The organism is Pseudomonas kurunegalensis (assembly GCF_030291635.1).
GTDB lineage: Bacteria > Pseudomonadota > Gammaproteobacteria > Pseudomonadales > Pseudomonadaceae > Aquipseudomonas > Aquipseudomonas monteilii.
On the sequence record NZ_CP127871.1, the window covers coordinates 5151172 to 5171898 of the forward strand.

A 20727-nucleotide genomic window follows, 5' to 3' on the forward strand; every position below is an offset into this window, starting at 1 on the left:
AATTTTGGGGCCGCTGCGCGGCCCGATCGCGACACAAGGCCGCTCCTACAGGAAATCGGCGCAGCCTTGACTACCAGCGCTCAGCGGCATCCAGGTCACTCTGCTTCCCTTCCACCCACCTTGGCCCTTCCTGGGTATTCTCTTTCTTCCAGAACGGCGCCCGGGTCTTCAGGTAGTCCATGATGAAATTGCAGGCATCAAACGCCGCCTGCCGATGAGCACTGGCCACCCCCACGAACACAATCGGCTCGCCCGGCTCCAATGCCCCTATGCGGTGCAACACTTCCACCTTGAGCAACGGCCAGCGCTGCTCGGCTTCTACCACGATCTTGGCCAAGGCCTTCTCGGTCATGCCTGGGTAGTGCTCCAGGAACATCCCCGCCACCTCGCGGCCATCGTTGAAATCCCGCACATAGCCGACAAAACCGACCACCGCGCCCACGCCCACGTTGGCCGCATGCATGGCATTGACCTCGGCCCCCGGGTCAAACGCGCCTTCCTGCACTCGCACTGCCATGTTCAGCCTCCGGTCACCGGCGGGAAGAATGCCACTTCATCGCCCTCTTCCAGCGGCTCATCCAGCCTGCATAGCTCTTCGTTGCGCGCACACATCAGGTTCTGCTCGGCCAGCAGCTCATAGTGACCACCTTTGGCCACCAATGCCTTGCGCACATCGTCAACCACCTTGAACGCACCCTCGACACGCTCGACATCAACACCCAGCAGTTCGCGGTAACGGGCGAAGTACATCACCTTGACCTTCATCATGCCTCCACCTTGTAGTGACCGCTCTTGCCGCCGAGTTTTTCCAGCAGACGCACCTGCTCGATGACCATGCCCTTGTCCACCGCCTTGCACATGTCGTAGATCGTCAGCGCGGCAACGCTGGCAGCAGTCAGCGCCTCCATCTCCACGCCGGTCTGCCCGGCGAGCTTGCAGCGGGCGACGATACGCACGGCCTCCTGCCCTTCGGCACTGAGTTCGACTTTGACGCTGGTCAGCATCAGTGGGTGGCACAGCGGGATGAGGTCGCTGGTTTTCTTCGCCGCCTGGATCCCGGCAATGCGCGCCACGGCGAACACATCGCCCTTGGGATGCTCACCGTCGACGATCATCTGCAGGGTCTGCGGCAACATGCGCACCCGCGCCTCGGCGGTGGCCTCGCGCTCGGTCACGGCCTTTTCAGTGACGTCGACCATGTTGGCCCGCCCCTGAGAATCAAGATGTGTCAGCACTGCTCTGCTCCTGTGAAGGGAACAGCCAGTGTAAACCTGTGGGTCAGGTTTGAGCAGTGGGTTCAAGCGTGAAGAGGCCGGGCGGCGAACCGCCCGGCGGTGAGGGTTACAGATGCGACTCGGCGTACTCGGCCAGCACCGAACGTGGCACACCCTGCAGGGTGATGTGCACGCCATGGGGGAAGTCCTTGAAGCGCTCGGTCAGGTAGGTCAGGCCCGAGCTGGTCGCGGACAGGTAGGGGGTGTCGATCTGCGCCAGGTTGCCCAGGCAGACCACTTTGGAACCGGAGCCGGCACGGGTGATGATGGTTTTCATCTGGTGCGGCGTGAGGTTCTGGCACTCGTCGATCAGGATCAGGCTCTGCTGGAAGCTGCGACCCCGAATGTAGTTAAGCGACTTGAACTGCAACGGCACGCGTTCGAGGATGTACTCCACACTGCCATGGGTACTTTCGTCATCCATGTGCAAGGCTTCGAGGTTGTCGGTGATGGCACCGAGCCAAGGCTCCATCTTCTCGGCCTCGGTGCCCGGCAGGAAGCCGATTTCCTGGTCCAGCCCCTGCACGCTGCGGGTGGCGATGATGCGCCGGTAGCGCTTGCTGACCATGGTCTGCTCGATGGCCGCGGCCAAGGCCAGGATGGTCTTGCCGGAACCGGCGGCGCCGGTCAGGTTGACCAGGTGGATATCCGGGTCGAGCAGGGCGAACAGCGCCAGGCTTTGGTGGATGTCACGCGGTTTCAGGCCCCAGGCCTCCTGGTGCAACAGCGGTTCCTGGTGCAGGTCGAGCAGCAGCAGTTCGTCGTTGCGGATGCCTTTTATCCAGCCGACGAAGCCCTGCTCATCAATGATGAACTCGTTGATGTGCACGGCTGGCAGGTTGTCGATCATCTGCACCCGATGCCAGGTACGGCCGCGCTCCTGGCGGGTATCGACCTTGCTCACACGGTCCCAGAACGAGCCAGTAACCGAATGGTAGCCCTTGGACAGCAAGGACACGTCATCGACCAGCTGGTCAGTGCTGTAGTCCTCGGCCGCAATGCCGCAGGCGCGCGCCTTCAGGCGCATGTTGATGTCTTTGGTGACCAGCACCACGTCCAGGTCGGTGCGCCGGCTGCGTACTTCAAGCAGGGTGTTGATGATGATGTTGTCGTTGAGGTTTTCCGGCAGCAACTTGCTCGGTTCGTTGCGCGGGCTCATCAGGATCGACAGGAAGCCCTTGGGCCCACTCTTGTTACGCTGGATCGGCACACCCTGCTCGACATCGCTGGGTGAAGCGTCACCGAGGGTCTGGTCGATCAGGCGGATGGCCTGGCGGCATTCTGCGGCGATGGTCTGCTTGCCGGTCTTGAGCTTGTCGAGTTCCTCCAGCACCGTCATCGGGATGGCGACGTGGTGCTCCTCGAAGTTCAGTAACGCGTTGGGGTCGTGAATCAGGACGTTGGTATCGAGCACATAGAGGATTGGCTTGCTGGAGGAAGGGTTGCGTCCTTGGTCATCCATACTCGGTCACCTTATGTCGAAGCCATACGGCGCGGTCTGTTGCGCCGCAAAGTGACTACCGCTCTCCCCGTATCCGCGTTGTTACGGGCGGGAAGCGAACCTGGCTAGGTGGGCCTGGATGACGCCACCTGTGCTGCAGGAATCGGCTGTCTGGTTTCTTCATACCGCAAAAGCCATGACCGAAAAAAGCATTTTTACGTCTTTTTGAAGTTTATTTTTCCGATTGACGAAGAGGCCTTGGCGGCGAGGCCAGAGGGGACTACGCTCAGAAGTCATACCCCTTGTTCGCTATATCCATATTCCCGGCAATCTTCCCAGCCAATCCCGCTTTGGGCGGTGTTGCGCAGCAACCATTCCACCGCCGGCTGGGCCTTGGGCAGGCTGTCGTGGAACTGGATTACCCCTTTGCGCCACAACAGCATCAGGGTCAGTACCCGCTGCGCCGAGGCCTCGGCGCTCAAAGCGCCATCGTCCTGGGCATCGATATCCCACAGCGATACCCGCAACTGCTGGCTAGCCATGAACGCCTCGCCATCGGCACGGCGTTGGCCATAAGGCGGGCGGAACAGCGGCACATATTGTTCTGGCAGGTCAGCCTGCACCCGCGCCTGGCTACGTCGCAGCGAGTCCTGCCAATCCGTCCACTGGGCATGGGAGCGGTATTCCCAGCCTTGAATACCCACGCACTGTCCGCGATACAGTTGGCGCACGGCATTCGCCGCCCCCGCATCACGGCGTTGTTGCAGGCGGTTACCCAGCACGAAGAAGGTGCCCTGAAGCTTCTGCCGACGCAGGTAATCCGTCAGCATGTCGGTATTCCCGTCGTCCGGCCCAGGCCCGCCAACGAAGGTCAGCAGGAACATGCGGTCGTTCAGCTCATCACCATTGCGCTCGCGCGAAGACAGCCGCTCGACCTCACTGCTGGTTTGCGGCAGCAGTGCCGCCTTGCGCAGTTGTTCGTCCAGGTAGCGCACATGGAACTGATGGCTCGGTTCGATCCAACCGGTATAGAACGTGCCGACATCAGCAGCGAACGTTGCCGCCTGAGTACGCAAATCCGCCATGGAAGTTACCGGATAGCAAAACGATGCATCCTGCTCGCAACTGCGCTGCGCCTGTTGATAACCCTCCGATAACCGCTGCCACATGCGCGCCCGCACCTGGCGCACCTTCTGCAGATTGATCTGCCGCAACCCCAGCCGCGCCGCCAGCGCCGCATCGTCCAACTGTTCGCTTTCATACAGCACCTGGGCGAACGACAGGATCTCGGCCCGCGAGGCCACATCGAACAGCGCGGGGCTATCCAGCTGTTCGGGCCACAGGCTGCGGTCCAGGCTGACCTGGGGCGAAGGGGCGGCTTGCACGGCACAGCTCAACAGAGCGGCCAGCAAGGCAAAGGCGATGCGCACGGTGGAAGGCTCCGCAACGGCAAAACGCGAACTATAGCGCCTGCACCGCCCCATGGTCTGTGACTATCGTCGCCATAGTTTGGACTTGCACCGCCCACCCCGTAGAATCCACGGCCAACGATGCCAGGAGCCGACCCGATGCTGACGGTGATTTCCCCCGCCAAGACCCTCGATTACGACACCCCACCGGTGACCGAGCGTTTCACCCTGCCCCAGTACCTGGACGACTCTCAGGAACTGATCCAGCAGCTGCGCGAACTGTCGCCAGCGCAGATCAGTGACCTGATGCACCTGTCCGACAAACTCGCCGGCCTGAATGCCGCCCGCTTCGGCAGCTGGACGCCGGACTTCACCCCCGCCAATGCCAAGCAGGCGCTGCTGGCGTTCAAGGGTGACGTGTACACCGGCCTCGACGCCGAGAGCCTAGGTGAAGACGACTTCAGCTATGCGCAAGACCATCTGCGCATGCTCTCGGGCCTGTACGGCCTGCTGCGGCCGCTCGACCTGATGCAGCCCTATCGTCTGGAAATGGGCACCAAGCTGGCCAACGCCCGCGGCAAGGACCTGTATGCCTTCTGGGGCACGCGCATCAGCGAGTGGCTGAACCAGGCCCTGGCCGAGCAGGGTGATGACGTGCTGCTGAACCTGGCCAGCAACGAGTACTTCAGTGCGGTGAAACGCAGCGCATTGAAGGCCCGGGTGATCAACGTCGACTTCAAGGACCTGAAGAACGGCCAGTACAAGATCATCAGCTTCTACGCCAAGAAAGCTCGCGGCATGATGAGCCGCTTTGTCATCGAGCAACGCATCAGCGACCCGGAGCAGCTCAAGCAGTTTGACGTGCAGGGGTACTACTACAATGCCGAGCAGTCCAAGGCTGATCATCTGGTGTTTTTGCGGGATCACCCGGGCGATTGATCCGGCATTTGCGCTGCTCTTGAGATCGAGCGCCGCCCGCGCGGCGCATCGCGAGCAAGCTCGCTCCTACATCTGTTTCGGGCCAATTTCTCCTGCGGGATTTGCGCGCGAACGCTCTGGCGCATGGCTCGATATCGCGTCGTACAAACAAGGCGGTCGCACGCATTGGCACAGGCGACACTGGCCCGAAACAAATGTAGGAGCGAGCTTGCTCGCGATGCGCCGCGTGGGCGGCGCTCGATTTCATGGGCGAAGACCCTCTCAAGGCCTACCCCTCTACCTCCCTCCTTGAATGACCTGCGAACCCACCACAAAAAAGACCATTTTTTGACGCCAAAAAATCACCACGCCTACCCTTATCGCAAAACGCCATAAGACCGTTCATAGCTTTTTTGACGTTTTTTGAAAAATATTTTTCGATACTGGCATAAAAACATCTAGCAACAGTTTCGTCCTTTATATACGGGGACCAAACACTTGCGTGCTATCAAATTGAAACTGTCCGCCACTGAAAAAATATTTAGAAATCTTTCATCCGGCTGAAACCCACTCAGGAACTTCTCCTGCGACCTGCCGCTCATAGTGCCGTAACGAATTTCCTGCCTCCGGGTTGTGCGAGATGACTTACAGATGACACGGGCAGGTATCCACTACCCGCCTTGATAACTTCGACAGGTATCACGGAAACCCCGCAACCCTGTCCATGCAGGAGAGACGCGCCCCTTACGAATCGTCCTAGTGGTTGATTTCAAAGGATTTTTCCACTTGAAAAAACAAGCACAGCAACGCGCCAAGTAGCGTATTGCAATAAAGACGGCTGCATTTCAGGGCACGTTTTTTACTTGATGGCTTTTTACTGCCAACTTTGAGTGCATAACTTTTTGCGCTCTGGATTTATTTTGCCTGCGCTCGGCGAAGTGTGCATTCGCCATGGATCCGTGCGCCCGAAAACTGTTGTTAATCAACCCGGCCGGCACTTCTGGTAAGCGTCGGCGTGATAAACACATGAGGTGATAGCGATGCGTATCAGCATCTTTGGTTTGGGTTATGTGGGTGCAGTCTGTGCAGGCTGCCTGACGGCGCGTGGCCATGAAGTGATCGGTGTGGACGTGTCCAGCACCAAGATCGACCTGATCAACCAGGGCAAGTCGCCCATCGTCGAACCTGGCCTGGAAGCACTGCTGCAACAGGGCATCGCCAATGGCCGCCTGCGCGGTACCACCGACTTCGCCGAAGCCATCCGTGCCAGCGACGTGTCGATGATTTGCGTGGGTACCCCCAGCAAGAAAAACGGCGACCTGGGCCTGGAGTACATCGAGTCGGTGTGCCGCGAAATCGGCTACGTGCTACGTGACACCACCCGCCGCCACACCATCGTGGTGCGCAGCACCGTGCTGCCAGGCACCGTCAAGAACGTGGTCATTCCGATTCTCGAAGACTGCTCGGGCAAAAAGGCCGGCGTCGACTTCGGCGTGGCGGTCAACCCGGAATTCCTGCGTGAAAGCACCGCGATCAAGGACTACGACCAGCCACCGATGACCGTCATCGGCGAACTGGACAGCGCCAGCGGCGACATCCTGCAGGCCCTGTACGAAGAACTCGATGCCCCGGTGATCCGCAAGCCGATCGAAGTGGCCGAGATGATCAAGTACACCTGCAACGTGTGGCACGCCACCAAGGTCACCTTCGCCAACGAAATCGGCAACATCGCCAAGGCCGTAGGTGTGGATGGCCGCGAAGTGATGGACGTGGTCTGCCAGGACACCGTACTGAACCTGTCCCAGTACTACATGCGCCCTGGTTTCGCCTTCGGTGGCTCGTGCCTGCCCAAGGACGTACGCGCCCTCACCTACCGTGCCGCCAGCCTCGACGTACGTGCACCGCTGCTCGACTCGCTGATGCGCAGCAACGAATCGCAGGTACAGAACGCCTTCGAACTGATCGAAGCCCACGACAAGCGCAAGGTCGCCCTGCTGGGCCTGAGCTTCAAGGCCGGCACCGACGACCTGCGCGAAAGCCCGCTGGTAGAGCTGGCCGAGCGCCTGATCGGCAAGGGCTACCAGCTGGACATCTACGACGAGAACGTCCAGTACGCCCGCGTCCACGGCGCCAACAAGGACTACATCGAGTCGAAGATCCCCCATGTGTCGTCGCTGCTCAACGCCGACTTCCAGCAGGTGATCGACAACGCCGACATCATCGTGCTCGGCAACCGTGACGAGCAGTTCCGTGCGCTGGCCCAGCAAGCGCCAGCCGGCAAGCAGGTGATCGACCTGGTCGGTTTCATGAGCAAACCGACCTGCACCACCAGCCGTACCGAAGGCATCTGCTGGTAAGCCCTCGGCCAGGCGACGCAGGCCTCCCCGCCTGCGTCGCCCCCCTTTCCCGAATTCTCGACGGATGCTGAACATGCAAAGGCTCCAGACCGTGCTGTTGCAGTGCGCCGGGTGGCTGCTCTACATGAGCCTGCTCATGCTGATCGCCCTGGCCCTGCCAGCCGATATCTTCGACTCGCAGTCGAAGCACTTCATCTTCCTGGTCGGCGCAGTCGGCATCTGGCGCTATTCCATGGGCGCCACCCATTTCATCCGCGGCATGATCTTCCTCTACGGCGTGTACCCGTACCTGCGCCGCAAAGTGCAGAAGATGGGCGATGCCACCGACCCGTCGCATGTGTACCTGATGGTGACCAGCTTTCGCATCGAAGCGCTGACTACTGCCCAGGTGTACAGCTCGGTGATCCGCGAGGCGATCAACTGCGGCTTCCCCACCACCGTGGTCTGCTCGCTGGTGGAAATGTCGGATGAACTGCTGGTGAAAAGCCTGTGGGCCAAATACAACCCGCCAGCCCATGTGAAGCTGGACATCGTGCGCATTGCCGGCACCGGCAAGCGCGATGGCCTGGCCTACGGCTTCCGTGCCATTTCGCGCATGCTGCCGGATGAAAACGCCGTGGTGGCGGTGATCGACGGCGACACCGTGCTGGCCGATGGCGTGGTCCGCAAGACCGTGCCGTGGTTCAAGCTGTTCCCCAACGTCGGCGGCCTGACCACCAACGAGTTCTGCGAAGTCCGCGGCGGCTACATCATGAGCGAGTGGCACAAGCTGCGCTTCGCTCAGCGCCACATCAACATGTGCTCCATGGCGCTGAGCAAGCGCGTGCTGACCATGACCGGGCGCATGTCGATGTTCCGCGCCAGCGTGGTGACCAACCCCGAGTTCATTGCCGACGTCGAAAGCGACTCGCTGATGCACTGGCGCCTGGGCCGCTTCAAGTTCCTCACCGGTGACGACAAGTCCAGCTGGTTCAGCCTGATGCGCCTGGGCTACGACACCTTCTACGTGCCGGACGCCGCCATCAACACGGTCGAGCACCCGCCAGAAAAAAGCTTCTTCAAGGCGAGCCGCAAGCTGATGTACCGCTGGTACGGCAACAACCTGCGGCAGAACTCCCGTGCGCTGGGCCTGGGCCTTGGCCGCCTCGGGCTGTTCACCAGCATCGTGCTGTTCGACCAGCGCGTGTCGATGTGGACCAGCCTGCTGGGGCTGACCGTGGCGGTGATCGCCAGCCTCAAGTTCGGCCTGGCCTTCCTGCTGGTGTACCTGCTGTGGATCGGCATCACCCGCCTGATCCTCACCGTCATGCTGCTGTGCTCCGGCCACAACGTGGGCCCGGCCTATCCGCTGATTCTCTATTACAACCAGATCATCGGCGCGCTGATGAAGATCTACGTGTTCTTCCGCCTCGACAAGCAGTCGTGGACGCGTCAGCCCACTGCCCTCAAGCGTGACCTCGCCAGCTTTCAACAATGGTTCAACACCTGGTCCTCGCGGACCATGACCTTCTCGGCGGCCAGCATCTTCGTTGCTGTGCTGTTCATGGTCGTGTGAGCCCAACCCGGATCGGATCTAACAGGAACAAACCACCATGAATACCGCCGTGAACGTCAATGTCGTGCATGAGTCCGAAGCCCAGCGCCAACACGCCCGGGTGCGCATTCCCGCCAAGCTGCGTTTCCTGGACGCCCAGCGCCAGACCCACGAAGTGAAGGTCGACGACCTGTCTGCCGGTGGCCTGAGCTTCCACACCAAGCAGCCGCTGTCGGTGGGCGATGTGCTGCGCGGGCGCCTGCAGTTCGTGGTCGACAACCTGGGCCTTTCGATCGACATCGAGTTCCAGGTGCGCTCGTACAACCCGAGCAGCGGCCGTACCGGTGCGCAGTTCCAGAACCTCGAACCCCGCGACATCGCCACGCTGCGGCACATCATCACCAGTCACTTGTCGGGTGAGCTGATCAGCATCGGCGACGTGCTCAGCACCCTGCAGCGCGACAACTTCACCAAGGCCCGTAAGCAGAAGGACGGCGGCTCCGGCCTGAGCGCCTTTGGCCGGCTCAAGGCAGTCACCGTTACCCTCGGCGTATTCGTGGTCGGCGTCGCGGCTTTCGGCTTTGTCGCCAAGTCGCTGTACGGCATGTACTTCGTCAGCCATGCCGAAGCGGGCGTGGTCGCCGTGCCCACCACCACCGTCACCATGCCGCGCGACGGCACCGTGAGCAGCCTGGTCGAGGGCGGTGGGCAGATCGCCAAGGGTGCGCCACTGGCCAGCTTCACCACCAGCATGCTGGACATGCTCAAAGGCAACCTGGACGACTCGCAGCTGGAGCCGTCGAAGATCGAAGAGCTGTTCGGCAAGCAGCTGTCCGGCACCCTGACCAGCCCCTGCGATTGCGTGGTCGCCCGCCAGCTGGTGGACGACGGCCAGTATGCCGCCAAGGGCCAGCCGATTTTCCAGCTGATCCCGCGCACCACCACCCCAATGGTCGAAGCCCGCTTCAGCTACCGCCAGTTCGACGAGGTCAAGCCAGGTACCCAGGTCAACTTCCAGGTGGCCGGCGAAGACGAAGTGCGCACCGGCCAGATCGTCAGCAGCGCCAGTCTCAATAGCGAAGACCTGGCCTCCGACATTCGCGTACAGATCAAGCCCGACAGCGGCCTGCCTGCGGAACTGGCCGGTCGCCCGGCGGCGGTCAACAGCGACCGTGGCCCATCGCTGAACTGGCTGATCGACAAAGCCGTGGCCCGTGGGCTGTAAGAGGATCACCGCATGATTCCCTACAAGAAGAGCGCAAGCCTGGGCCTGTGTGCCCTGGCTGCCGCCATCACCCTGGCCGGCTGTGCCGGCCTGCCCGACCAGCGCCTGGCCAACGAAGCCATGAAGCGCGGTGACACGGCACTGGCCGAGCGCAACTACAAGGCCCTGGCCGACCTGGGCTACAGTGACGCGCAAGTGGGCCTGGCCGACATCAAGATTTCCACTGGCGACCCCGACCAATTCAAGGAAGCCGAGGCGACTTACCGCGCTGCCGCCGCCACCTCGCCGCGCGCCCAGGTACGCCTTGGCCGCCTGCTGGTGGCAAAGCCCAACAGCACGCAGGCCGAGCGCGAAGAAGCCGAAACCTTGCTCAAGCTGGCAGCGAAGCAGGGCGAGCAAAAAACCCTGATCCCTCTGGCCATGCTCTACCTGCTGTACCCGCAGAGTTTCCCCAAGGTCAACGCCCAGCAACAGATTGACCAATGGCGCGCCGCCGGTTACCCGGAAGCAGGGCTTGCGCAGATTTTGCTCTACCGCACCCAGGGCACCTATGACCAGAATCTCGACAACGTCGAGAAGCTGTGCAAAGAAGCCCTCAGCAGCATGGATGTTTGCTATGCGGAACTGGCCACCGTCTACCAGAAGCGCGGCCAGGCCGACCAGCAGGCCACCCTGCTGCAACAGCTGAAATCCGCTTATGCCCGTGGCGCCGTGCCGGCCACCCGGGTCGACAGCGTTGCCCGTGTGCTGGCTGACCGCAGCCTCGGCCAGACCGACGAGAAAACCGCCAAAGAGCTGCTTGAGCAGGTGGCCCCGGTGAACCCGGCATCCTGGGTCAGCCTGGCGCAGCTGGTGTACGACTTCCCCGAACTGGGCGACACCGACCAGTTGATGGCCTACATCGACAAGGGCCGCGAAGCCGAGCAGCCACGCGCCGAACTGCTGCTGGGCCGCCTTTACTACGAAGGCAAAGCCGTACCGGCCGATGCCGAAAAAGCCCAGCAGCACCTGCAAGCTGCCGCAGATGCCGGCGAAATCAGCGCCCACTACTACCTTGGCCAGCTGTACCGCCGTGGTTATTTGGGCGACGTCGAGCCACAGAAAGCCGTCGACCACCTGCTCACCGCCGCTCGTGGCGGCCAGAACAGCGCCGACTATGCCCTGGCCCAGCTGTTCAGCGAAGGCCACGGCATCCGCCCGCAACCGGGCAACGCCTGGGTGTTCGCCCAGTTGTCGCAGGTCAATCCGACGCCGCAGTCCACCGAACTGCTGCAACAGCTCGACCAGCAACTTACGCCTGACCAGCGCAGCCAAGCACAGAACCTGCTCGCGCAGGAAAAGCAGGCCCGCGGCAGCATGGCCCAGGGCAACACCAGCATTCTGGCCATCGAAGCCCTGCAAGACGACGAAAAAGAAGTAGACGGTGAGGACTCGCTATGACGCTCAATCCCTTCGTGAAAGCTGGCATCGGCCTGAGCTTCGCCCTGCTGTGGTCCTGCCCGACCCTGGCGGAAATGACCGCTGAGAAAAACTTTGGCCTGGACGTGAAAATCACCGGCCAGTCGGAAGACGACCGCGACCTGGGCACCCGCCCTGGCGGCGACGTCAACGGCCTGGGCCTGGACCTGCGCCCATGGGTATACGGCGAACGCGGCAACTGGAGCGCCTACGCCATGGGCCAGGCCGTCGCCGCCACCGACACCATCGAAACCGACACCCTGCGCCAGAACGACGACGGCACCACCACCGACACCGGCGATCACGGCCGTACGCCCGACAAGAGCTACCTGGCCATGCGCGAGTTCTGGGTGGGTTACAGTGGCCTCACCGCCTACCCGGGCGAGCAACTTCGCCTCGGTCGCCAGCGCCTGCGCAGCGACGATGGCATGTGGCGCGACACCAACATCGAAGCGCTGAACTGGACCTTCGACACCACCCTGCTCAAGGCCGACCTGGGCGTGGCCCAGCGCTTCAGCGAATACCGCACCGACCTCACCGAGCTGGCCCCGGAAGACAAGGACCGCACCCACATCTACGGCAACGTCGCCACGCAGTGGACGCCTGGTCACTGGGTAGGCGTACGTGCCCACCACACCCACGACAGCGGCAGCCTGAAAAACCCGGGCGAAACCGTCGACGCACTGGACAAGACCCGCACCGGCGACCTGACCTGGCTGGGCCTTGAAGCCAACAGCGACGCCTACAACTGGCGCAACGACCACACCGTCAACTACTGGGGCAGCGTCACCTGGCTGACCGGTGACCGCGACACCCTCAGCAGCCAGGCCGTCGGCGACGAGCAGGTTGCCACCGGCAAGCAGAGCGGCGACGTCAACGCCTGGGCCACCGACCTCGGCATCCGCCTGCGCCTGGACCCGCAATGGCAGGTCGGCGCGGCCTATGCCCGAGGCAGCGGCGGCGGTGGCGACGACGGTTCGAACAACTTCGAGCAAACCGGCCTTGAGAGCAACCGCTCCAACTTCACCGGCACCCGCTCGCGCGTGCACCGCTTCGGTGAGGCATTCCGTGGCGAGCTGGGCAACCTGCAGGCCGCCACCCTGTTCGCCTCCTGGCAACTGCGCGACGACTACGACGCCAGCCTGATCTACCACAAGTTCTGGCGTGTCGACGGCAACCAGAACATCGGCTCCAGCGGCATCAATGCCGCCGTCGACGACAACGGCGTCAACCGCCAGCTGGTCGACGGTGAAAAAGACCTTGGCCAGGAAATGGACGTGGTCGTGACCAAGTACTTCAAGCAAGGCCTGCTGCCAGCCTCCATGAGCCAGGCCATCGACGAGCCATCCGCCCTGGTGCGCCTGCGCGCCGGTGTGTTCAAGCCGGGTGATGCCTATGGCAAGGAAGCGGATTCGTACATGCACCGCGCCTTCGTCGACGTGATCTGGCGATTCTGAGGCCGGGAGAAACCTGATGAACCTTCACCCGCACTTACGTCACAGCCTGTTGGCCAGCGCCTTGCTGTTGGCAAGCGGCCTGGTCGCCGCCGCAGAACCTCAGGTGATTGCCAAGGAACTGCAACAGGCCAAGACCTACACCGTGGCCAGCGCGCCGATCGAGCCGCTGCAGATGGACCCGCCCAAGCTGCCCGACCTGACCGGCTTCACCGCCGAGGCGGTGCAGAAGAAAATCGACCGCAGCCACAAGGGCAAAGTCAGCCTGCGCCGCATGTTCCAGGAGGACACCCTCAAGGAATTCGTCGGCGGCGACAACAAGGCGGCCGAGTGGGTGCAGCGTCAGCACGGCATCCCACAGGCGATTTTCGTCGATGACGGCCATGTCGACCTGGTGGAGCTGAGCAAGAAGGTGCCCAAACAGTACCTCAGCGAAGTCAAGCCGGGCGTGTACCTGGCGCGCCTGCCGATTGTGGTCGGGCAAAAGGGCATCCTCGAGATCGACGGCAAGGTCAAGCAGCTGCGCCTGTCCCAGGAAGGCGGTTCGTTCCTGGTCAACGACGGCAAACTGTTCGTCACCGACACCCAGGTGACCGGCTGGCGCGAGAAGGACAACGGCCCGGCGACCTTCCGCTCGCCCAAGGAGTTCCGCCCGTTCCTGCTGTCGTGGGGCGGTACCGAGACCTACATCGTCAACACGAAAATGGCCAGCTTCGGCTACGCCAAGTCCAAGTCGTATGGCGTGAGCATCTCGCAGTACACGCCGAACATGGCCAAGCGCATGGGCCGCCCGGAACCCACCGGCTGGATCATTGGCTCGGAGTTCAGCGACATGTGGTACGGCTTCTACTGCTACGAGACCCAGGACTTCGTGGTGAAGGACAGCACCTACCGCGACAACATCGTATACGGCATCGACCCGCACGACCGCTCGCACCGCCTGATCATCGCCGGCAACACGGTGTACGGCACCAAGAAGAAGCACGGCATCATCGTTTCGCGTGAGGTGAACGACAGCTGGATCATCAACAACAAGAGCTACGACAACAAGCTCTCGGGCGTGGTGATCGACCGTAACAGCGTCAACAACCTGATCGCCTACAACGAGATCTACCGCAACCACACCGACGGCATCACCCTGTACGAAAGCGGCGACAACCTGATCTGGGGCAACAAGCTGATCAACAACCGCCGCCACGGCATCCGTGTGCGTAACAGCGTGAACATCCGCCTGTACGAAAACGTCGCCATGGCCAACGGCCTGGTGGGCGTGTACGGCCACATCAAGGATCTGTCCGACACCGACCGCGACATCGCCCTGGACCCGTTCGACACCAAAGTGTCGCTGATCCTGGTGGGCGGTGAGCTGACGGCCAACGGCTCCGGCCCACTGTCGATCGACTCGCCGCTGTCGGTCGAGCTGTACAAGGTTTCGATGCTCGCCCCGCGCAAGGCCAGCGGTATCAGCCTCAACGGCATCCTGGGCGAACGCCAGGACGAAATCCTCGACCTGCTGGTACGCCAGCAAAAGGCTGTGCTGATCGACCCGGTCGAACGCCAGACCGAAATGATCGATTAAGGAAGCCCAGACCATGACCCCACACCTGATGAAACTGCTGGGCCTGTCCGCCGCCCTTCTGGCGATCAGCCAGGGCGTGCGCGCCGACGATGTGAAGGCCCCCACCTTCAGCGCCGAGCCGTGCTGCCAGCTGTGCCCTGAAGCGCATGACGCCAGCCGCTACACCACCCGTTACCAGCAGAACTTCACCACGCTGGTGCAAGCCAAGGGTGACTGGCTGTTCCGTACCCGCGAAGACCTGCGCACCGAGTTCAATACCACCCCGGCCGGCTACAAGCGCCTGCAGCAAGTTCACGACGCGTTCAAGAAGCGCGGCGTGGAACTGGTGGTGGTGTACCAGCCGACCCGTGGCCTGGTGAACCGCAACATGCTCAACCCGGCCGAGAAAGCCGCCTTCGATTACCAGAAGGCGCTGGGCAACTACCAGGCCATGCTCAAGCGCTTTGCGAGCATGGGCTACAACGTGCCCGACCTGTCGCCGCTGACCAACGAACAGCTGGCCGCCGCCGACCAGGGCAAGGACTTCTACTTCCGTGGCGACCAGCACTGGACACCTTACGGCGCCGAGCGCGCCGCCAGGATCGTGGCCGACACCGTGCACCACATGCCGGCCTTCGAAGGCATTCCCCGCAAGGAATTCGAAACGAAAAAATCCGGGCGCATGGGCAAGACCGGTACCCTGCACAACGTTGCCGGTCAACTGTGCGGCACCAGCTACGCGGTGCAGTACATGGACCAGTTCGCCACCGAGCCGAAAGGCGCCAGCGGCGGTGGCGACGACCTGTTCGGTGACGGCGGCAACGCGCAGATCACCCTGGTCGGCACCAGCCACAGTGGCAAAAACTACAACTTCTCGGGCTTCCTCGAACAGTACATCGGCGCCGACGTGCTCAACGTCGCCTTCCCTGGCGGCGGCCTGGAAGGCTCGATGATCCAGTACCTGGGCAGTGAGGAATTCCAGAAGAACCCGCCGAAGATCCTGATCTGGGAATTCTCCCCGCTGTACCGCCTGGACCAGGAAACCATCTGGCGGCAAATCCTTGGCCTGCTCGACGACGGTTGCGACGACCGCCCGGCGCTGATGAGCGCCAGCACCACCCTCAAGCCCGGGAAGAACGAACTGATGGTCAATGGCAAGGGCGGCGTGATCAAAGACCTGATCAACCGCAACCTGCAGATGGACGTGAAGTTCGAAGACCCGTCGGTGAAGGTGTTGCAGGCCACCCTGTGGTACCTCAACGGCCGCCACGAAGACATCAAGCTGGAAAAACCGGAAACCTCCGACACCGACGGCCGCTTTGTCTTCCAGATGCGTGAAGACGAGGACTGGGCCAGCCAGAGCCTGCTGGCGTTCGAGGTACAAGGCCCGGAAAGCGGCACCCAGAAAGTCGAAGCCAAGCTCTGCAAACGCAACAACTTCGCCGCGCCCGCGCAAACCGCGCAGGCCGGCCAGTGAGGCGACCCATGACCAACTTCAAGCGAATCTTCCGCCCCGCCCTGCTCGCACTGGCCCTGTTTGGCGGTGCCGCGCACGCTGCGCTGGTGCCACCGCAGGGGTACTACGAGGGGATCGAAAAGCTCAAGACCGGCAACGGTAACTTCCGCTGCGAAGCAACGCCCAAGCCGTACACCGGTGCGCTGCAGTTCCGCAGCAAGTACGAAGGTTCGGACAGTGCCCGGGCAACCCTCAACGAGGATTCCGAGCAGGCCTTCCGCGATTCCACCAAGGACATCACCACCCTGGAGCGTGGCGTGGCCAAGATGGTCAACCAGTACATGCGCGACGGCCGCCCGGCACAACTCGACTGCGCCCTGACCTGGTTGGGCACCTGGGCGCGTGCCGATGCGCTGATGTCGACCAACTACAACCACACCGGCAAGTCCATGCGCAAATGGGCGCTGGGGAGCATGAGTGGTTCGTGGTTGCGCCTGAAGTTCTCCAATTCGCAGCCGCTGGCGGCACACCAGGCCGAAGCCGAACTGATCGAAAAATGGTTCGCCCGCCTGGCCGAACAGACCGTGCGCGACTGGAGCAACCTGCCGCTGGCGAAGATCAACAACCACAGCTACTGGGCCGCCTGGTCGGTCATGGCCACCTCGGTGGCGACCAACCGCCGCGACCTGTTCGACTGGGCCGTGAAGGAATACAAGATCGGCGCCAACCAGGTCGACGAGCAGGGCTTCTTGCCCAACGAGATCAAGCGCAAGCAGCGCGCCCTGGCCTACCACAACTACGCCCTGCCACCGCTGGCGATGATCGCCAGCTTTGCCAAGGCCAATGGTGTGGACCTGCGCAGCGAAAACAACTTTGCCCTGCAGCGCCTGGGTGAAGGCGTGCTGTACGGCGCTCGCGATCCTAAGCACTTCGCGGAACGCGCAGGCGAAAAGCAAGACATGAAAGACCTCAAGGTCGACAGCAAATACGCCTGGCTCGAACCCTGGTGCGCGCTGTACCAGTGCGTGGGCGACACGCTCGAGCGCAAGCACGGCATGCAGCCGTTCGACAGTTTCAGGCTCGGCGGCAACCTGACTCGGGTCTATGACCCGAGCGCAGAGAGCAAGAAATGAAGTGAACCCCGTGTGGGGTCGGAACCTGTGGGAGCGGGCATGCCCGCGAACAAGGGCGAAGCCCTTGCCATGCACCGCGGTGCCTTCTTCGCGGGCTCACCCGCTCCCACAGGGACCTAAGTTGCCTTCCGGTTATGCACTGGGGGGTTTGGGGGGCGCTTTGCCCTGGATGCTGTGAACAAAAAGGAGAACCGGGATGGTCTTCTCGTCCAACGTGTTCCTGTTCCTGTTCTTGCCGATATTCCTCGGCCTGTACTACTTGAGCGGGCAACGCTATCGCAACCTGCTGCTGCTGGTCGCCAGCTACATCTTCTATGCCTGGTGGCGGGTGGACTTCCTGGCGCTGTTCGCCGGGGTCACCCTGTGGAACTACTGGATCGGCCTTAAAGTCGGTGCCGCCGGCGTGCGCACCAAGCCGGCCCAGCGCTGGCTGCTGCTGGGCGTGGGCGTCGACCTGGCGATTCTCGGCTACTTCAAGTACGCCAACTTCGGTGTCGACAGCCTGAACGCGATCATCAGCTCGTTCGGCCTGGAGCCGTTCATCCTCACCCACGTGCTGCTGCCGATCGGTATCTCGTTCTATATCTTCGAGTCGATCAGCTACATCATCGACGTGTACCGCGGCGACACCCCGGCCACCCGCAACCTGATCGACTTCGCAGCGTTCGTGGCGATCTTCCCGCACCTGATCGCCGGCCCCGTGCTGCGCTTCAAAGACCTGGTCGACCAGTTCAACAACCGCACCCACACCCTGGACAAGTTCTCCGAAGGCTGCACCCGCTTCATGCAGGGGTTCATCAAGAAAGTGTTCATCGCCGACACCCTGGCGGTGGTGGCCGACCACTGCTTCGCCCTGCAAAACCCGACCACAGGCGACGCCTGGCTGGGCGCGCTGGCCTACACCGCGCAGCTGTACTTCGACTTCTCCGGCTACAGCGACATGGCCATCGGCCTGGGCCTGATGATGGGCTTCCGCTTCATGGAGAACTTCAAGCAGCCCTACATCAGCCAGTCGATCACCGAGTTCTGGCGCCGCTGGCACATCAGCCTGTCGACCTGGCTGCGCGACTACCTGTACATCACCTTGGGCGGGAACCGCAAAGGTACCTTCAACACCTACCGCAACCTGTTCCTGACAATGCTGCTGGGCGGCCTGTGGCACGGTGCCAACTTCACCTACATCATCTGGGGCGCCTGGCACGGCATGTGGCTGGCCATCGAGCGTGCGCTGGGCATCGACACCAACCCGCAGCGCTTCAACCCGGTCAAGTGGGCCTTCACCTTCCTGCTGGTGGTGGTCGGCTGGGTGATCTTCCGCGCCGAAAACCTGCACGTGGCCGGCCGCATGTACGGCGCCATGTTCAGCTTTGGCGACTGGCAGCTGTCGGAACTCAACCGCGCCAACCTCACCGGCCTGCAAGTGGCCACCCTGATCATTGCCTACATCACCTTGGCGTACTTCGGTCTGCGCGACTTCTACCGCAATGCCAAGCCAGCGCCCAAGGCGACCCCGGTGCAAGTCAACGCGGATGGCTCGATCGGCCTGGACTGGGCCCGGGTGATGACCCGCGCCCTGGTGCTGCTGCTGTTCGTGGCCTCGATCCTCAAGCTTTCGGCGCAGAGCTACTCGCCGTTCCTGTACTTCCAGTTCTGAGGCCGATGAGATGAACCGTACTTTACGCATCACGTATTCACTGTCGTTCCTCGGCCTGCTGGTGGGCATGGGCGTGTGGTCTACCGGCGGCCTGCAAAGCTTCCAGCGCACCGAGCAGATGACCGTGCTCAACGGCAAGCTGGCCAAGGCCGCCGAAACCCACTACGACGCCGAATTCCCGATCAAGCGCCTGGGCACCAACCTCTGGGCCGCGCTGGACTTCAAGCTGTTCAACGAAGGCCGCCCCGGTGTGGTGCTGGGCCGCGACCAGTGGCTGTTCAGCGATGAAGAGTTCAAGCCCACCGCCGGTGCCGAGCAACTTATGCAGGAAAACCTGGCGCTGATCCGCGGCGTGCGCGACACCCTGCAGCAGCACGGCAGCCAGCTGGTACTGGCCATCGTGCCGGCCAAGGCGCGTATCTATTCGGAATACCTGGGCAAGGAGCAACCGGCTAGCCTGCACGACGACCTGTACAACCAGTTCCATGCTCAGGTGCGCCAGGCCAACGTGTTCGCCCCCGACCTGCAGGCGGCCATGGAACAAGCCAAGGCCCGTGGCCAGGTGTTCCTGCGCACCGACACCCACTGGACGCCGATGGGCGCCGAAGTGGCAGCGCAGGCGCTGGCCGAGGCCGTGAGCCGACAAAACCTGCTCAACGGCGACCCGCAAACCTTCGTCACCGAAGCCGGCAACACCGCCCCCTACAAAGGCGACCTGACCAACTTCCTGCCGCTCGACCCGCTGTTCAGCAACCTGCTGCCAACCCCGGACAACCTGCAACAACGCACCACCCGCCCGGCAGAAGCAGCGGCTGAAGGCGACGACGCGCTATTTGCCAACAACGAGATCCCGGTAGCGCTGGTGGGCACCAGCTACAGCGCCAACCCGCACTGGAACTTCCTCGGTGCGCTGCAACAAGCGCTGCGCAGCGACGTGGCCAACTACGCCGAAGACGGCCACGGCCCACTGTTGCCAATGCTCAAGTACCTGCAAAGCGACGCCTTCAAAAACGCCGCACCGCAAGTGGTGGTGTGGGAATTCCCCGAACGTTATCTGCCCATGAAAAACGACCTCAGCAGCTTCGACCCGCAGTGGATCGCGCAGCTGAAGAACACCCGTAAATCCGAAGAAAACCTGGCCTTGTCGTCCACCCGGACGAACCACTGAACGATAGAGAGGAAATGCACATGACTACCAAGACTTCCATTGCCAAAGCCCTCACCCTCGCGGCCGGCCTTTCCCTTGCTTCGATGCAGGCCTTCGCCGGTGCCGACGCCGCCCTGTATGGCCCAAGCGCGCCGAAAGGTTCGACCTTCGTGCGCCTGTACAACGCCGCCAGCGCACCCGCTGCCGCCAGCGTCGGCAACACCCAGATCAAACAGGTTGGCGCCCAGGCCAGCAGCGACTTCAGCTTCCTGCCAGGCGGCGACTACACCGCCCAGATCGGCGGCAAGAGCGTGCCGGTGAAGCTGGCCTCGGACAAGTACTACACCCTGGTCAACAGCAGCAGCGGCAACCCGCAACTGATCGAAGAACCGCCGTTCAAGAACAAGCAGAAAGCCCTGGTGCGCGTGCAGAACCTGAGCGACCAGCAGCTGACCCTGAAAACCGCCGACGGCAAGACCGAAGTGGTCAAGCCGGTAGCCGCCAACGGCCGTGGCGAACGTGAAATCAACCCGGTGAAGGTCAACCTGGCGTTGTTCCAAGGCGACAAGAAAGTGGGCGACGTGAAACCCGTCGCCCTGGAGCGCGGCGAAGCCGCAGTGCTGTACGTAACGGGTTCCGGCAACGCCTTGTCGCCGGTGTGGGTAACTCGCCCCGTGGCTAGCAACTGATCCCTCTGCCTATTAACGAC

At 62.3% G+C, this 20727-nt stretch carries 17 protein-coding genes; 12 read left to right on the forward strand and 5 right to left on the reverse strand.

Annotated features, from left to right (window positions below; translation table 11 throughout):
- Positions 1 to 70 precede the first annotated feature (70 nt).
- The 5 genes from moaE to QQ992_RS23585 form a co-directional block, all read right to left on the reverse strand.
- Positions 71 to 517 carry a molybdopterin synthase catalytic subunit MoaE gene (gene moaE, locus QQ992_RS23565; protein WP_286111228.1) on the reverse strand — a complete coding sequence of 149 codons (447 nt, stop codon included), beginning with the start codon at positions 515 to 517 and terminating at the stop codon, positions 71 to 73.
- 2 nt (positions 518 to 519) lie between these two features.
- Positions 520 to 765: a molybdopterin converting factor subunit 1 gene (gene moaD, locus QQ992_RS23570; RefSeq protein ID WP_286113996.1), complete on the reverse strand. Its 246-nt coding sequence runs from the start codon at positions 763 to 765 to the stop codon at positions 520 to 522.
- Positions 765 to 1235, reverse strand: coding sequence for a cyclic pyranopterin monophosphate synthase MoaC (gene moaC / locus QQ992_RS23575; protein WP_286111229.1), 471 nt, complete (start codon positions 1233 to 1235; stop codon positions 765 to 767). The genes moaD and moaC overlap by 1 nt, the downstream gene beginning before the upstream one ends.
- Positions 1236 to 1341: 106 nt before the next feature.
- The gene (locus tag QQ992_RS23580) at positions 1342 to 2736 is read right to left on the reverse strand and encodes a PhoH family protein (protein WP_051098608.1); all 1395 of its coding nucleotides are present in this window, start codon (positions 2734 to 2736) and stop codon (positions 1342 to 1344) included.
- A gap of 272 nt (positions 2737 to 3008) precedes the next feature.
- Positions 3009 to 4145: a polysaccharide deacetylase family protein gene (locus tag QQ992_RS23585; protein WP_286111231.1), complete on the reverse strand. Its 1137-nt coding sequence runs from the start codon at positions 4143 to 4145 to the stop codon at positions 3009 to 3011.
- 138 nt (positions 4146 to 4283) lie between these two features.
- Between QQ992_RS23585 and yaaA the strand changes: the two genes are divergently transcribed.
- The 12 genes from yaaA (at position 4284) to QQ992_RS23645 (ending at position 20707) form a co-directional block, all read left to right on the forward strand.
- On the forward strand, positions 4284 to 5063 hold the full coding sequence (yaaA, locus tag QQ992_RS23590; RefSeq protein ID WP_286111233.1) for a peroxide stress protein YaaA: 780 nt from the start codon (positions 4284 to 4286) through the stop codon (positions 5061 to 5063).
- A 1019-nt stretch (positions 5064 to 6082) separates the two neighbouring features.
- Positions 6083 to 7399, forward strand: a complete 1317-nt coding sequence (locus QQ992_RS23595) for a nucleotide sugar dehydrogenase (protein WP_016713524.1) — start codon at positions 6083 to 6085, stop codon at positions 7397 to 7399.
- Positions 7400 to 7472: 73 nt separating this feature from the next.
- Positions 7473 to 8954: a glycosyltransferase family 2 protein gene (locus tag QQ992_RS23600; protein ID WP_033724073.1), complete on the forward strand. Its 1482-nt coding sequence runs from the start codon at positions 7473 to 7475 to the stop codon at positions 8952 to 8954.
- A gap of 37 nt (positions 8955 to 8991) precedes the next feature.
- Positions 8992 to 10158: an alginate biosynthesis protein Alg44 gene (locus QQ992_RS23605; protein WP_286111235.1), complete on the forward strand. Its 1167-nt coding sequence runs from the start codon at positions 8992 to 8994 to the stop codon at positions 10156 to 10158.
- A 12-nt stretch (positions 10159 to 10170) separates the two neighbouring features.
- The gene (gene algK / locus QQ992_RS23610; RefSeq protein ID WP_286111236.1) at positions 10171 to 11598 is read left to right on the forward strand and encodes an alginate biosynthesis TPR repeat lipoprotein AlgK; all 1428 of its coding nucleotides are present in this window, start codon (positions 10171 to 10173) and stop codon (positions 11596 to 11598) included.
- Positions 11595 to 13073, forward strand: coding sequence for an alginate export family protein (locus QQ992_RS23615; RefSeq protein ID WP_286111237.1), 1479 nt, complete (start codon positions 11595 to 11597; stop codon positions 13071 to 13073). Before algK ends, QQ992_RS23615 begins: the two co-directional genes overlap by 4 nt.
- Before the next feature lie 16 nt (positions 13074 to 13089).
- Complete coding sequence (gene algG, locus QQ992_RS23620) at positions 13090 to 14649, forward strand: mannuronan 5-epimerase AlgG (protein WP_286111238.1); 1560 nt, start codon at positions 13090 to 13092, stop codon at positions 14647 to 14649.
- A gap of 13 nt (positions 14650 to 14662) precedes the next feature.
- Complete coding sequence (locus tag QQ992_RS23625; protein ID WP_286111240.1) at positions 14663 to 16105, forward strand: alginate O-acetyltransferase; 1443 nt, start codon at positions 14663 to 14665, stop codon at positions 16103 to 16105.
- Between the two features lie 8 nt (positions 16106 to 16113).
- Positions 16114 to 17217, forward strand: a complete 1104-nt coding sequence (locus tag QQ992_RS23630; RefSeq protein WP_286111241.1) for a mannuronate-specific alginate lyase — start codon at positions 16114 to 16116, stop codon at positions 17215 to 17217.
- A 196-nt stretch (positions 17218 to 17413) separates the two neighbouring features.
- A complete protein-coding gene (locus QQ992_RS23635) occupies positions 17414 to 18871 on the forward strand; it encodes an MBOAT family O-acyltransferase (RefSeq protein WP_286111243.1) in 1458 nt (485 codons plus the stop codon).
- A gap of 10 nt (positions 18872 to 18881) precedes the next feature.
- A complete protein-coding gene (locus tag QQ992_RS23640; RefSeq protein ID WP_286111244.1) occupies positions 18882 to 20039 on the forward strand; it encodes an alginate O-acetyltransferase in 1158 nt (385 codons plus the stop codon).
- 20 nt (positions 20040 to 20059) lie between these two features.
- A complete protein-coding gene (locus tag QQ992_RS23645; protein WP_286111245.1) occupies positions 20060 to 20707 on the forward strand; it encodes an alginate O-acetyltransferase AlgF in 648 nt (215 codons plus the stop codon).
- Positions 20708 to 20727 lie beyond the last annotated feature (20 nt).